This window comes from Pseudonocardia bannensis, assembly GCF_012911875.1.
Lineage (GTDB): Bacteria > Actinomycetota > Actinomycetes > Mycobacteriales > Pseudonocardiaceae > Pseudonocardia > Pseudonocardia bannensis.
The window spans coordinates 13085-25623 of the sequence record NZ_JAAXKZ010000021.1 but is presented as its reverse complement, the minus strand read 5'-3'; the positions used below and the strand labels follow the sequence as shown (position 1 = coordinate 25623).

Here is a 12539-nt window from a genome sequence, read left to right as displayed (position 1 = left end):
TCCCCGGGCTCGCCCGTCTCGTGGCCGCGGGCATCGCGACGTACCGCAGCTTCGCCCCGGTGCCACTGTCCCGACGGCCACGGCGTGGGCCGGTCGGCCTACGCGATCGGCGGCGGAGCCGGAGCCTGCCTGTCGCTGCGCGACGCGCGGCGTCGCCCGGCCCGGCCACGGCGCACTGGACCGGAACGCGTCAGCAGGCCTCGCTGAGCAGGCTGCCCGCGCGACCGGTCTCCAGCCGGGGAGGGTCGCCGCTCATCGGCAGCGCGCCGCGCCAGCAGATCCGCGGGGCCTGCAGGTCGGCGGGCGCGTCGGCCGGGTCCTGCGTGCTCACGAACCGGACCAGCACCAGCACCCGGCCACCGTCCAGGTCGGCGATGCGGTCGATGCGGATCGTGCCGTCGGTGGTGGTCTCCAGGCCCGCCCGCCACTGCGGCTCGGGCTGCTGCTCGACCCGCTGGGGCATCACCGTGGTGGTCCACGACGCGTAGTCGCGGGCGTTGATGGCATCGAAGTAGCGCTGCAACTGGGCACGTACGGCCGCACCCGCAGGGTGCGCACCCGCGTCGGCGCTGAGCTCGACGGTGGCCGAGCCCGCGCCGTGCTCAGGCACCGACGGCGCCGCACCGGCCGGGGCGACGCCGTCGAAGACCCGGCTGCCCAGCAGCCACGCCGCAACACCACCGGCCAGCAGCAGCGCAGCCAGCCCGACGGCCAGCGCGAGCGTCCCGCGCGGACCGGCTCCAGTCCTCACTGGACCAGTTTCCCCCAGACCCGGCATTCCGGTGCGCCACCGCGCCGGACCCCGGCACGATCACCCGGCCGGAGCGCCACCTACCGTCTCGTCCATGACCGACCCCGGCGCCGATCCGACCGCTCCTGGCGCGCGTCCCAGTACCGATCACGCGGCCGATCACGGAATCGACCGCGCCGCCGGCCACGGCACGGACCGCCCTGCCGACCCCGGCACCGGCCCCGGTGGTGATCTCGGCGCGGATCTGGTCGTCCTCGGCGCGGGGCCGGCCGGTCTGGCGGCGGCCTGGCGGGCCGCGCGGGCCGGGCGCAGCGTGGTGCTGCTGGAACGGGGCGACGCGGTCGGCGGGATGGCCGCGAGCTTCGACGTCGCCGGGATCCGCGTCGACCACGGCAGCCACCGGCTGCATCCGAGCATCGACCCGGGCGTGCTCGCCGACCTGGCCGGCCTGCTCGGCGACGATCTCCAGTTGCGGCCGCGCAACGGCCGGCTGCAGGTCGGCGGGGCGTGGGTCGGGTTCCCACTGCGTCCGGCCGAGCTGGTCCGACGGCTACCGCGCGGCCTGGTCGCCCGGATCGCGGCCGACACCGCGGCGGCGCCGCTTCGCCGCCGCTCCGCTCCCCCTGCCAGCTACGCCGACGCGCTGCGCCGCAGCCTCGGTCCCGGGCTGTACGGCGCGCTGTACGCGCCGTTCGCGGAGAAGCTGTGGGGCCGTTCCGGCGAGGAGATCGACGCCGAGCAGGCCCGTCGCCGGGTCACCGCCGACACCCCGTGGAAGATCGCCGCGCGGATGCTGCACGGTGCCCGTGACGGGCAGGGCCGGATGTTCCGCTATCCCCGGCGCGGCTTCGGCCAGCTCACCGATGCCGTGGCGGCGGCCGCCACCGACGCAGGCGCGCGGATCGAGTTGCGCACCGAGGCCGTGAGCCTGTCCCCGGGGGCGGACGGGGTCACGGTGCGGACCAACGGCGGCGCCGCGATCTCGGCCGGGCACGTGTTCTCCACGGTTCCTCTCACCGCGCTCGCCCGGATCGTCGACCCGGGGCCGCCCGCGGACGTTCTCGCCGACGCGGCGGACCTGAAGTTCCGGGCGATGGTGCTGGTCTACCTCGTCCTGGAGGGGCGCCGGCCGTGGACGACCTACGACGCGCACTACCTGCCGGGCGCCGGCACGCCGGTCACCCGGGTCTCCGAGCCGGCGAACTACCGCGACAGCGCCGACGACCCGGCGGACCGGACCGTGTTGTGCGCGGAGATACCGTGCGCTCCCGACGACGCGATCTGGAACGCCACCGACGACGATCTCGCCGCCCGGGTGGCCGATGATCTCGTCCGTGCCGGGCTCCCGCCGGTCCGCCCCGCCGCCGTGGTCACCCGCCGGCTGCGGCACGTCTACCCGGTGTACGAGACCGGCTTCGGTGCCCGGCTCGCCGGACTCGACGCGTGGGCGAGCTCGTTGCCCGGGATGACGACGTTCGGGCGGCTGGGCCTCTTCGCGCACGACAACACCCACCACGCGTTCGTGATGGCCTACGACGCTGTGGACGCGCTGACCGGCCCGAGCTCCGGCTTCGACGAACAGGCGTGGGCCACGGCGCGCAAACGCTTCGCCACGCACGTCGTCGAGGACTGACCCGGCCGAGGCACCGCTACCTTGTCGTGACGAAGGTGGCCCCGAGGACATCCGACGTTCCCAGGGCCACCTTCGTGACGCGGGTTCGGGCTGGGGGTGGGCCGGCGCGATGACGGCCGGCTGGGCGGGAGGCTCAGCTCGCGGCCGACTGCGCTGGTGCTTCCGCCGGGGCCGGGACCGGGGACGGGGTCCAGGCCGGAACGCGGCCGGGATTGAGCTCCCGGTACACGGCCGGCAGCACCTTGCGCAGGTAGCGGCCCAGCTTGATGAACGAGGTCCCGGTGGTGCGGAAGCGGTAGCGGATCGGCACCTCGGCGTAGCGAAAGCCCTTGCCGAGCAGATCGAGGGTGAGGACCTGGGCGTAGTTGTAGTCGTGCACGATCTCGGCCGCCGCGGCGGCGCCCGGGGAGAAGGCCCGGTAGCCGCTCTGGCCGTCGGTCAGGTCGCGCCGCCGCGCGGCCCAGCGCAGCCCGGCCGTGAGCACCTGGTTACCCAGCCGCCGCCGGGCCAGCATCCGCTCGATCTCACCGGTGAACCGGGAGCCGATCACGTAGTCGGCCGTACCGGCGAGCACCGGAGCGGCCAGGGCGGCGAGGTCCTCCGGGAAGTACTCCCCGTCGGCGTCGAGGTAGACCACGACCGCCGGCCGTTCCGCCACCGCCTCGGCGAGCCCGCGGCGGACCGCCGCACCCAGTCCCTGGTTCGGCCGCAACGACACCACGCGGGCGCCCGCGGCGGCCGCGCGTTCGGCCGTTGCGTCGGTGGAGCCGTCGTCGACCACGATCGTCACCACCCGCCGGCCCGCGACCCGTTCCGGGATCCGGGCCACCACCTCGGCGACGGCCTCCTCCTCGTCGTGCGCCGGGAGGAACGCGACCACCGGGGCGTCGTCGGGGGGCAGCATCGGGGCGGGTCTCGGCGGGAGCCGCCGCGGCAGCCGAAACCGGCCGAGGTAGCCCGGGCCGGGCACCGCCAGCGCGACCCCGCCGACGACGAGCGCGTAGACCGTCTTGACCCCGTGCGTCGTGAGGGCGATCGCGAACGCCGGGCCGGCCGGCACGCCGAGGGCCACCAGTGCCGCGGTGGCCGCTGCCTCGTAGCTGCCGAACCCGCCGGGGGTCACCGCCACCGCCTGCACCGCGATCGTCACCGCCGTGATCGCGACGGCCTCGCCCAGCCCCAGCGGATGGCCCGCGATACGGGCGATCTCGAACACGACGGCCGCCTCGAGCACCCAGGCCAGCACGACGGCGATCAGTACGGCCGGGCCGGGCAGCCGCAGCGCCGCCCCCGCCGGCTTCGCCGACGCGCCCGACATCGCCGACGCGGCCGCTCCCATGCCGGCTCGCCGCAGCCGCCCCAGCCACGCCATCCCGAGAGCGCCGACGAGCACCAGGCCACCGGCCGCGGCCGCCAGCACCCAGGCCGGCGCGAGCGCGGCCAGCATCGTCGGCGCAGCGAGCGCAGCCAGGCCGAGCACCGCGATCAGATCGGCCGCCCGCAGCGTGACCGCCGACGCGATCACCGGGGCGGCCCGCAGCGGGGTGCGACGCAACACGCTGGTCACCCGGAGCACCTCACCGAGCCGCAGCGGGAGCACGTGGTTTCCGAGCAGGCTCACGTGCAGACCCGCCCACGAGTGGCCCGCCCCCAGACCGGGCAGTACCCGGCACCACGCCACCGTGCGCAGACCGAACGCAGCCGCGTAGCAGCCCAGCGCGAGCGCGAGCCCGCCCGGGTCGGCGAGCAGCGCGACGAGCACGTCACCCAGGGCTGCACCGTCGATGACACGTACGAGGTAGATCACGGCGACGACGGTGATACCGAGGCCCACCACGTGGCGGAGGCGTTTCACGGTGTGTAGCGTAAGTTCACCGTCAAGTAGCCTTACCTATCTCTAGGTGAGCCATGGTTGCAGGAGGCCGTGTGGTCGCGGTGGTCACCGGCTCAGCCGGTTTCGTGGGCCGGATGCTCGTCTCGACACTCGCCCAGGACGGTCCCGTCATCGGCATCGACCGCCGCCGGCAGGCTCCCACACCTGGGGTCACGACGATCACCGCCGACCTGCTCGACCACACTCCCGAGGTGCGCGAGGCCCTCGCCGGGGCCACCGTCGTGCACCACCTGGCGGGGAGCCCTGACGTGCGCGACGCCCGGCCCGACGCCGCGCAGTGGCGTTACCGGGACAACGTGCTCGCCACCGGAGCGGTGCTGGCCGCGGTGCCGATGAGCACCCCGCTGCTGGTGGCGTCGTCCTCGTCGGTCTACGGCGGCAGCCGCGGCGGCCGTCCCAGCGCCGAGGACGACCGGCTGCGGCCCCGCGGTGGCTACGCCCGCAGCAAGGTCGTCGTCGAGCAGCTGTGCACCGCCCGCGCGCAAGCCGGTGGTCGGGTCGCGGTGATCAGGCCGTTCACGGTCGCCGGTGAGGGTCAGCGGCCGGGGATGGCCCTGTCCCGCTGGATCGCCGCGGCGCAGGCGGGCGAGCCGCTGCGGGTGTTCGGCTCCCTGCGGCGCAGCCGAGACATCACCGACGTCGGCCACGCCGTCCGCGCGCTCGTCGAGCTCGGCGCCCTCGCTGTGCAGGGCTGCGATATCGGCACCGTCAACCTCGGCACCGGCACGCCGCTGCGGCTCGGCGAGATCGTCGCCGCGCTCGGTCGCGTGCTCGACATCGACGTGCGCACCGTCGTCGAACCGGCCGAGCTGGTCGAGGTGCCGCACACGCTCGCCGACACGACCCGGCTCCGCGGGCTCCTCGGCTGGGCCCCGCAAACCGACATCGACGGGTTGATCGCCCGCCAGGTGGCGTGCGCGGCGGCCGGCCGGACCGAGGTCACGAGCGGGGTCGAGAGGGCCGCCGCGCCGGAGCCCGTGCTGCAGGCGGGCTGAGCCGGTGGCGCCGGCACCGACGGCCAGGCCCGTCCGCACCTACCCGTCCGACACCGGCCTGCGCCGGGCGATGCTGCTCGTCGCGCTCGTCGCGGCCGTGGCCGCGGCACTCGGCATCGGCGTGCGGGCGCTCGAGACCGCCCATGTCGCCGTCGACGAGGAGCAGTACTACCTCTCCGCGCTCTCGCTCGCCGAGGACGGAGATCTCGACATCACCGACGAGATGGCCGAGCAGCGCTGGCGCGAGTTCGCCGACGTCGTGCCCCACGTCGAGACCGTCGTCCAACCGGACGGCAGCCAGATCAGCCCGCACGACCCGCTGCTGCCGATCATCCTGGCCGTCCCGGCCGGGCTGGGTGGCTGGGTGGCCGCGAAGGCGACACTGGCCGGCCTGGCGGGGGCGCTCGCCGCGCTGACGCTCTGGCTGGCGACGCGCCGGTTCGGGGTGGGCCCGCGCGTCGGGGCCGTCGGTGTCGCGGTCGCGGGGGCGTCGCTGCCGCTGGCGGCCTACGGTCAACAGCTCTACCCCGAGCTCCCGGCCGCGCTGGTCGCCGGGGCGGGTGTGGCCGCGGTGACGGGCCCGCTGCGCCGTCGCGAGCTGGTGCTGCTGGGCGCGGTGGTCACGGCGCTGCCCTGGCTGTCGGTGAAGTACGGGCTGGTGGCCTTCACACTGGCCGGGCTCGGCGCGGTGCGCTGGTGGCGGGGCGGGCAGCGGCGCGAGGTCGGGATACTGAGCGCTGCGCTGGCGGCCTCGGGCGTGCTCTATCTGGTCGTGCACCGGGTCGTCTGGGGCGGCTGGACGGTCTACGCCAGCGGCGACCATTTCGCCGAGACCGGTGAGTTCGCGGTGATCGGGGTGGACCCCGACTACGTCGAGCGCAGCCTGCGTCTGGCCGGCCTGCTGCTGGACCACGAGTTCGGCCTGGTCCCGTGGCAACCGGCGTGGCTGCTCGCCGTCCCCGCGGTCGCGGCGCTGGCGGCACGGCGGCCCCCCGGCTGGTCGGCGCTCGCCGTCCCGCTCGCCGCCGGCTGGTTCGTGGCGACGTTCGTCGCCCTGACCATGCACGGATACTGGTCCCCCGGACGGCAGTTGGTGGTCGTGCTACCGCTGGCGGTGATCGCGACGCTGTACTGGCTCGATCACGGCCCGCGGTGGGCCCGGGTGAGCGGCCTCGTGCTCGGCCTGGCGGGGGTCCTGGGCTACGTGGTGTTCCTCGTGCAGGGCTACCTGCGCCAGGTGACGTGGGTCGTGCACTTCATCGACGCCGACGCGCCGGTCTACCGGCTGCTGCGCCCCGTGCTCACGGACTGGCGCGGCGACTACCGGACGGCCCATCTCGCCGGCTTCGCGCTCCTCGCGGGGCTGGCTGCGCTCGGGTGGCGGCACGGCCGCCGCTCCCGCCGCCGGAACGCCTCGTCGGCGAGCTAGCCGACCTGGTGCAGCCAGGTCACCGGCGCACCGTCCCCGGCCAGCCGGAAGGGCTCGAGGGCGTCGTCCCAGGCAGATCCCAGCAGATCCCGCACCCGGCCCGGGACCTGCCCGGAGGGCACGTCGGTGAGCAGCGCACGAAGCTGGTCCTCGCCGACGACGATGTCGCCGTTGGCACTGGTCCGGCCACTCCACAGACCCAGCGACGGGACATGGCAGAACCGCTGGCCGTCCACGCCGGGGCTCGGCTCCTCGGTCACCTCGAAGCGCAGCATCGGCCACGCGCGCAGGGCGCCCGCCAACGCACCGCCACTGCCGGACGGGCCGTACCAGGTGCACTCGGCGCGCAGCTGCCCGGGGACGGCCGGCTGCGGCGTCCATTGCAGCGCGACCCGGGTTCCGAGTACGCCTGAGATCGCCCACTCGACATGCGGGCAGACCGCAGTCGGCGACGAGTGGACGAAAACCACCCCGCGTGTGCTCACTGCAGACCTCCGCTTCAAGACGAGGAACGTCTTCCCCTACGTCCTCGCGTCGCGGTGGAATGCCGTGCTGGCAGGGAGTGTAAGCCGGGTCCCCCGGCCCGGATACGGGAGTTGATGTCGCTGGCTGGCGGTCACTCTGCCCGATTCCAGTGCCTGCTGCCAGTACTGGGTGGTCCGCTCGGCGTGTCGCGCTCGGCCTGTCGGACGATGCAGCGCGTCCTGACCTTCGGCAAATCACACGGGTGGGCGAGAGGCTCCGATCACCCCCGTCCGCTGACGGCACCGCCGTCGACGAAGACGTTGTCGGCGAGCAGCGACGTCGCCGGAACCTGCAGCGGGCCGGCCAGCGCATCGCGACGGAACTGGTTGCCGGTGATCCGCACATCGGGCACCGCGCCACCCGACACCGGCACCTGGCGCAGCGTGTACTCGCCCCCGCCGAGCAGGTTGCCGCGGATCACGACCGCGCCTTCGCCGGCGGTCTCGCCGCGGCCGCGCTGCGCCGGCGCGAGCAGCACCGCACTGTCGTGCCCGGGACCCCGACCCATCTCGATCCGGTTGTTCTCCACCAGCACGTCGCCGCCGGGCGCGACGAGGCGCAGCGCGGCGGTACTGCGTCCCGCGGCCGGGACGAGGTCGTGCAGCCGGCTGTTGCGCAGCGTGGCACGGGAGCCGAGCCGGGCCCCGTCCCCGGACACGCGGGTGATCTCGACGCGTTCCGCGGTCCAGGCGTCGTCGCCGATACCCGCTTCGGAGAAGGCACCCGTGATCGTCGTGTCCTCGATCCGGACGGAGCCGGCGGAGGTCGTCGAGACGCCGTACGGCGTGGACCCGTTCCCGGTGATGCGGCTGCGCCGCACGACGACACCGGGGGCGTCGACGACGATCCCCCCGGTCACGTCCAGCCCGTCGAGCACGGTGTCGGCGGCGGTGACGGTGACGGAGCCGCTCGGGCACAGTCGCAGGCCGGGCGGAACGCCGACGCTGCCCGGGCCCGGAGGGTGGTAGGCGCCACTCGCCGCGCAGCCGACCGCGGCGGCCGCGGTGACCGTCCGGCCGACCGGATCGGCGTCACCCGGGGCGGTCACGGCGACCAGCACCCCGGTGAGCGCGAGACCCGCCGTCGCGACGGCCAGCCCGAGGCGGCCCACCGCGAGGGCGCGCGACCCCAGCCCTTGCATGGCGGAAGGATATGACCCGCGCCCGGACCGTCCGTGACCGGGGACCGACGCAGCGTGAACCGGCTACGGGCGGTGTCAGCCCGCGTCGTAGTGGACGACGCCGTCCTGCTCGATCGCGGTCAGCAGGCCCCGTTCGACCAGGACGTCGAGGTGCGCCGACGTCTCCAGGGTCGCGAGCATCGCGTTGTAGGGGTCCAGCTCGTCCAGGGTCCGCTCGCGACGCGTCCAGGGCAGTGCTGCGGCGACGTCGGCCCCCGTCGACCGGCCCTCCTTCACCGCGTGCAGGGTCGCGTCGAGCCGGCGGCCGTGGTGGTCGAGCAACTCGTCGACCCGCTCGTGCACCCGGCGTCCGACCGGACCGTGCGCGGGCAGCAGCGCGGCGTCGGGCAGTTCCCGCAGCAGCCGCAGCGAGGTCAGGAAGTCGGCCAGCGGGCTCGGCGGCGGCAACGGCTCGAACCCGATCGACGGCGTGATCGTCGGCAGCACGTGATCACCGGAGAACAGCAGTCCACCCGCGGCGTCGGCGAACACGAGGTGCCCACGGGTGTGCCCCGGCGTCTCCACCGCCTGCAGCCGCCGCTCGGCCCCGGGGGCCCCCAGCGTCACGACCGCGCGGTCGTCGAGCCACTCGTCGGGCATCTCCCACAGCGACCGGTCGGCCATCGGTGGCGGGTTCGCCTCGAAGTGCGCGACCAGCCGGTGCGCCCCCGCCCTGCGCAGCCGATCGCGGTGCACCCGCCCACCGTCGTCGGAGCGGTAGTTGATCTTCTCGAGGCCCGGCCGTTCGCCGCGCCCGAGCAGCACCCGCCCGCCGAACTCCCGGCGCAGCACCACGGCCTGCGTGTAATGGTCACGGTGCAGGTGGGTGACGAGGAACTGCCGGACGTCACCGACGCCGGCGCCCAGGGCCGCGAGCGCGCCGAGGAGCAGGTCCTTCGCCTCGGCCAGCGCCCATCCGGAGTCGATCAGCGTCCAGCCCGCCGCATCGGCCACTGCGTAGACGTTGACCGCACGCAGACCGTCGTTCGGCAGTGGCAACGGGATGCGGTACACGTCCGGAGCACACCGGTAGACCCCGGGCACGGTCCAGTCGCCGTCGGGGTCGTCCTCGGCCACGGCCTGATTCCTGGCACTGATCACGTCTCGCACCCTAGATCGACCGGTGTCCAGGGGCGTGTCCCGACGCGGATCAGCGCTCGGCCGCCGCGGGCGCGGTGAACGCGTCGGCCCCTGCCGGGGCGGACTCGGCCGGGTCGGCGGCGAACATCGCCTCGCCGTAGTACTCCCGGAAGGTCACGAAGATCTCCTCCAGCGGCAGATCGGCGTGCACGCCGCGGTCGTTCACGTACTCCATGTACTGCTCGCCGCCGCCGGCGTACTCGTGCATCAGCGCGTCGGTGCGGCCGTCGAAGGCGATCGGCTCGACGCCGAAACGGGCGCACAGCTCGGCGTTGAACGCCGGCGTCGCCTTGACCCAGCGGCCGTCGAGCAGCAGGTCGGTGTAGCCGTGGTAGACGAACAGGTCCGCCCCGCCCATCCGCTCGCGCAGCCGCGGGGTGTTGAGGTGGTTGCGCACGTCGGCGAAGCCCAGCCGGGCCGGGATCCCGACGGCTCGCGCGGCAGCGGTCAGCAGCACCGCCTTGGGCACGCACCAGTTGCTGCCCCCGGCGGCGACCGCGCTGGCCCGGTAGGCGGCGGGGTCGGTGGTCAGCCCGAACGGGTCGTACCAGATCTCGTCGCGGACGGCCTCGAACAGCCGCACGGCCATCGCGATCGGGTCGGTCTCGTCCCCCACCACCCGCCGGGCGAAGGCCTGCACCTCGGGAGAGTCGGAGTCGACGAAGTGGCCGGGGGCCAGGTAGTCGGTTCCGGTGCCCTGCTGCGGCGACTCCGCCGACGACGCTGGTGACGACACTGTCGGGTTCCCTCCTCAACTCGGGCACCTCCTTCGGCGCCAGTCACGGTCACTCTACGCGCCGGTAGTCTGCACGCAGCGTTGTGACGTTGCGCGGTGATCCTTCCTTGCATTCCACCCTTCCGAGGTCCATCTCGCACCCGGTAGGTGACGGATTGTCGGCTAATGTCCCCACGCCGGACCGAGACGATGACCGTCCGGTATCCCGATCGGGCGGGGCCGGTACGACGCAAGAGGAGACTGGAGAATGGGAACAGGGCTGCCGGACCACCCGGACGTGATCGAGGCGCCGTTTCTCACCGTGGCCGAGGTAGCCGAGCGGATGCGCGTCTCCAAGATGACCGTCTACCGGCTGGTGCACAGCGGCGAACTACCGGCCGTGCGGTTCGGGCGTTCGTTCCGGGTGCAGCGCGCGGCGGTGGAGGACCTGATCCGGGCGGCCCGGTACCAGGTCGGGTAGCCCGCGACGGCCGCTACGGCTTCCGGGCGACGCGCCTGCGTGGCCGCAGCGGGGTCGACGGCAGCTCCGGCGCGGCAAGCGCGGGACCCTCGTACCCGCGCACCCCGCCGAACCTGCCCGCGCCGGTCCCGCCCAGCTCGGCCTGCCACTGCGCCCGGGCCTCGGCGACCTCGGCACCGCTGCGGCCGACGAAGTTCCACCACATCACGATCTCCTCGGCGAACGGCACCCCACCGAGCAGCAACAGCCGGCTGTCGGCCTCCGCGCGCAGCCGCAGCTCCGAGCGCCCGCAGCCGAGGTAGCACAGCGTCCCCGGCGCGAGCTCCCCGTCGAGGTCCGCAGCGCCGGACACGGTCAGCACGGCGTGCTCGAAGTCGCGCTCGAGCGGGATCCGGACGTCGCTGCCCGCCGCGAGCGCGATGTCCGCCCCGACCAGCGGGCTGTACACCCGGCCGGGCGAGAGGGCGCCGGCCAGCTCACCGAGCAGGACGGTGGCGCGCAGGCCACGGTCGCTGACCACCGGCAGCTCGGGGTGGTGTTCGAAGCTCGCGGCCGTCGCGCGGTCGGCGTCGGGCAACGCCACCCACAGCTGGGCGCCGTGCAGCACCGGGGAGTGCGGGTCGGGCGACTGCTCCGAGTGTGCGATCCCCCCGCCCGCCGTCATCAGCGCCAGCTCGCCCGCGCGGATGAGCTGGTCGTTGCCGAGGCTGTCGCGGTGGCGCACCTCGCCGTCGAGCAGCCAGCTGACCGTCTGCAGCCCGATGTGCGGGTGCGGGGCCACCTGCATCCCGGGCTCACGAGCGATGTCGTCGGGGCCGTAGTGGTCCACGAAGCACCACGCGCCGATCATCCGCCGATTCAGGCTGGGCAGCAGCCGACGAACCTCGGTGCCCTCCCCCAGCTGCACCGTCCGCGCGTGCAGCAGCTCACGCACCGGGCCCGCGGTGGCAGCTCCGGCACAGACCTCGATCGCGCTGTCGGTCGCCGTGTTGGTCATGCGATCACCGTACGGTCACCACAGCCGGGCGGGCTCCGTCGTTCGGTTGCGATCATTCCTGCCGTGCGACGCAAGATCCCGATACGGTGACCGGCTGGGTCGGTGAGCGCGGTGGTCGACGAACCACCCGTCGACGACAACCGCGGCCCGGCCGTCCTCGCCTAGAACCCGAACGTCGTCACGGGCGCCGGCCGGCCGTCGCGGAGCTGCTCGAACACCGCCCGCTCGTGCGGCACGACGGGATCGGGCAGCGCGTCGAGGGCGAACCAGCGCAGGTCGGCGGCCTTGTCCGGCTCGATCAGCCGGGGCTCCCCGGTCCATCGGCGGCACTCGAAGAAGAAGTCGACCCGCTCGTCGATCGGTTGTCGGTTGCCGTGGGTACGGTGCATCGCCGTCAGCGGCACGAGGTCGCCCGCCTCGATGGTGACCCCGAGTTCCTCGGCGGCCTCCCGGCAGGCGGCGGCCACGACGGATTCCTCGGCCTCGACATGCCCGGCGGCGGCTGTGGCCCAGTGCCCGTCCCGATAGCCGGTGTTCTGCCGCAACTGCAGGAGGATGTCGTCCCCGCGGCGGAGGACGACGTACGCGGCGGGCACGAGCCGGAAACGATCAGTCACCGGGTCGACTCTAACCCGGGGAGCCGGAGCCGTCGTTCCAAGCCGCAACCCAGCGGCAAACGCAACGGGGACGCCGTCACGACCAGCGGTCCTGCGCCGGCCGACGACCGCACGGCCGTGGTGAGGGGCGGCCGTCCCGCCACGCGCGCCGGCGGCGAGGGGAGCCGTCCCCGCTGTCGTCA

The 12539-nt window shown here is 74.2% G+C and carries 12 protein-coding genes; 4 read left to right on the top strand and 8 right to left on the bottom strand.

What is annotated here, in order from left to right; all coding sequences use genetic code 11:
• Nucleotides 1-190: 190 nt before the first annotated feature.
• Nucleotides 191-751: a hypothetical protein gene (locus HF519_RS08475; RefSeq protein WP_169411902.1), complete on the bottom strand. Its 561-nt coding sequence runs from the start codon at nucleotides 749-751 to the stop codon at nucleotides 191-193.
• Nucleotides 752-845: 94 nt separating this feature from the next.
• On the opposite strand from HF519_RS08475, the gene HF519_RS08470 reads away from it, so the two are divergent.
• Nucleotides 846-2384 carry a protoporphyrinogen/coproporphyrinogen oxidase gene (locus HF519_RS08470; RefSeq protein WP_169411900.1) on the top strand — a complete coding sequence of 513 codons (1539 nt, stop codon included), beginning with the start codon at nucleotides 846-848 and terminating at the stop codon, nucleotides 2382-2384.
• A 133-nt stretch (nucleotides 2385-2517) separates the two neighbouring features.
• On the opposite strand, the gene HF519_RS32755 is transcribed toward HF519_RS08470, so the two are convergent.
• Complete coding sequence (locus HF519_RS32755) at nucleotides 2518-4239, bottom strand: lysylphosphatidylglycerol synthase domain-containing protein (RefSeq protein WP_169411898.1); 1722 nt, start codon at nucleotides 4237-4239, stop codon at nucleotides 2518-2520.
• A 53-nt stretch (nucleotides 4240-4292) separates the two neighbouring features.
• On the opposite strand from HF519_RS32755, the gene HF519_RS08460 reads away from it, so the two are divergent.
• Nucleotides 4293-5273 (top strand): NAD-dependent epimerase/dehydratase family protein, encoded by a 981-nt coding sequence (locus tag HF519_RS08460; protein ID WP_169411896.1) that lies wholly within the window; start codon nucleotides 4293-4295, stop codon nucleotides 5271-5273.
• Between the two features lie 4 nt (nucleotides 5274-5277).
• Nucleotides 5278-6702: a hypothetical protein gene (locus tag HF519_RS08455; RefSeq protein WP_169411894.1), complete on the top strand. Its 1425-nt coding sequence runs from the start codon at nucleotides 5278-5280 to the stop codon at nucleotides 6700-6702.
• Here the strand turns inward: HF519_RS08455 and HF519_RS08450 are convergent.
• The 4 genes from HF519_RS08450 to HF519_RS08435 form a co-directional block, all read right to left on the bottom strand.
• Nucleotides 6699-7187 carry a DUF3145 domain-containing protein gene (locus HF519_RS08450; protein ID WP_169411892.1) on the bottom strand — a complete coding sequence of 163 codons (489 nt, stop codon included), beginning with the start codon at nucleotides 7185-7187 and terminating at the stop codon, nucleotides 6699-6701. The genes HF519_RS08455 and HF519_RS08450 overlap by 4 nt on opposite strands.
• 260 nt (nucleotides 7188-7447) lie before the next feature.
• Nucleotides 7448-8368: a right-handed parallel beta-helix repeat-containing protein gene (locus HF519_RS08445; protein WP_169411890.1), complete on the bottom strand. Its 921-nt coding sequence runs from the start codon at nucleotides 8366-8368 to the stop codon at nucleotides 7448-7450.
• Between the two features lie 75 nt (nucleotides 8369-8443).
• Entirely contained in the window at nucleotides 8444-9508 is a 1065-nt protein-coding gene (locus HF519_RS08440; protein ID WP_312859987.1) for an MBL fold metallo-hydrolase, read from the bottom strand.
• 49 nt (nucleotides 9509-9557) lie between these two features.
• Complete coding sequence (locus tag HF519_RS08435) at nucleotides 9558-10283, bottom strand: transglutaminase-like domain-containing protein (protein ID WP_169411888.1); 726 nt, start codon at nucleotides 10281-10283, stop codon at nucleotides 9558-9560.
• A gap of 247 nt (nucleotides 10284-10530) precedes the next feature.
• Here HF519_RS08435 and HF519_RS08430 point away from each other — a divergent pair, with 247 nt between their 5' ends.
• Nucleotides 10531-10743 carry a helix-turn-helix domain-containing protein gene (locus tag HF519_RS08430; RefSeq protein WP_169411886.1) on the top strand — a complete coding sequence of 71 codons (213 nt, stop codon included), beginning with the start codon at nucleotides 10531-10533 and terminating at the stop codon, nucleotides 10741-10743.
• 13 nt (nucleotides 10744-10756) lie between these two features.
• Here HF519_RS08430 and HF519_RS08425 read toward each other — a convergent pair whose 3' ends face one another.
• Together HF519_RS08425 and HF519_RS08420 are read right to left on the bottom strand one after the other, a co-directional pair.
• Nucleotides 10757-11740, bottom strand: a complete 984-nt coding sequence (locus tag HF519_RS08425; protein WP_169411885.1) for a pirin family protein — start codon at nucleotides 11738-11740, stop codon at nucleotides 10757-10759.
• 161 nt (nucleotides 11741-11901) lie between these two features.
• Nucleotides 11902-12357 (bottom strand): NUDIX hydrolase, encoded by a 456-nt coding sequence (locus HF519_RS08420; protein ID WP_312859986.1) that lies wholly within the window; start codon nucleotides 12355-12357, stop codon nucleotides 11902-11904.
• Nucleotides 12358-12539: the final 182 nt, after the last annotated feature.

Bases quoted from the DNA above. Each gene is read 5' to 3' on its own strand.
- HF519_RS08470 (WP_169411900.1), top strand. From the start codon at position 846: ATGACCGACCCCGGCGCCGATCCGACCGCTCCTGGCGCGCGTCCCAGT.
- HF519_RS08460 (WP_169411896.1), top strand. From the start codon at position 4,293: ATGGTTGCAGGAGGCCGTGTGGTCGCGGTGGTCACCGGCTCAGCCGGT.
- HF519_RS08445 (WP_169411890.1), bottom strand. From the start codon at position 8,368: ATGCAAGGGCTGGGGTCGCGCGCCCTCGCGGTGGGCCGCCTCGGGCTG.
- HF519_RS08430 (WP_169411886.1), top strand. From the start codon at position 10,531: ATGGGAACAGGGCTGCCGGACCACCCGGACGTGATCGAGGCGCCGTTT.
- HF519_RS08425 (WP_169411885.1), bottom strand. From the start codon at position 11,740: ATGACCAACACGGCGACCGACAGCGCGATCGAGGTCTGTGCCGGAGCT.